Origin of the sequence: Proteiniclasticum sp., from assembly GCF_003514505.1 — a bacterium.
Classification (GTDB): Bacteria; Bacillota; Clostridia; order Clostridiales; family Clostridiaceae; genus Proteiniclasticum.
On record NZ_DOPX01000009.1, the window covers coordinates 167,741 to 168,075 of the forward strand.

The following is a 335-nucleotide window of genomic DNA, read 5'->3' on the forward strand; positions in this document are numbered from 1 at the left end:
TGAATGGCGCTTGCGTGGCAAAACATATTGTAGCTTGAATCTCATGCTGATACAATGTGTTTATGAGCCAAACATATAGAAGAACTCAAACAACTGTATCGCTAATCAATTATCATTTGTATTCTGCCCTAGATACCGCAGAAAAGTATTGGTAGGCGCAGTCGAAGAACGATTGAAAATTATACTTTCTGAAATTTGTGAAGAAATAGAGATTCAAATACTGGCATTGGAATGTGATAAAGATCATTGCCATCAATCAGCCCATCAGACATCATGGTAAAATTGAAAGGAGTGACATCAAGAAGATTGCTTCAGGAGTTTTCACACCTGAAGCA

At 37.3% G+C, this 335-nt stretch carries 1 pseudogene; it reads left to right on the forward strand.

From position 1 onward, the window contains the following. Window positions 1-62: 62 nt before the first annotated feature. Window positions 63-335 (forward strand): annotated as a pseudogene (gene tnpA / locus DEF30_RS02635) (IS200/IS605 family transposase); the annotation flags it as partial.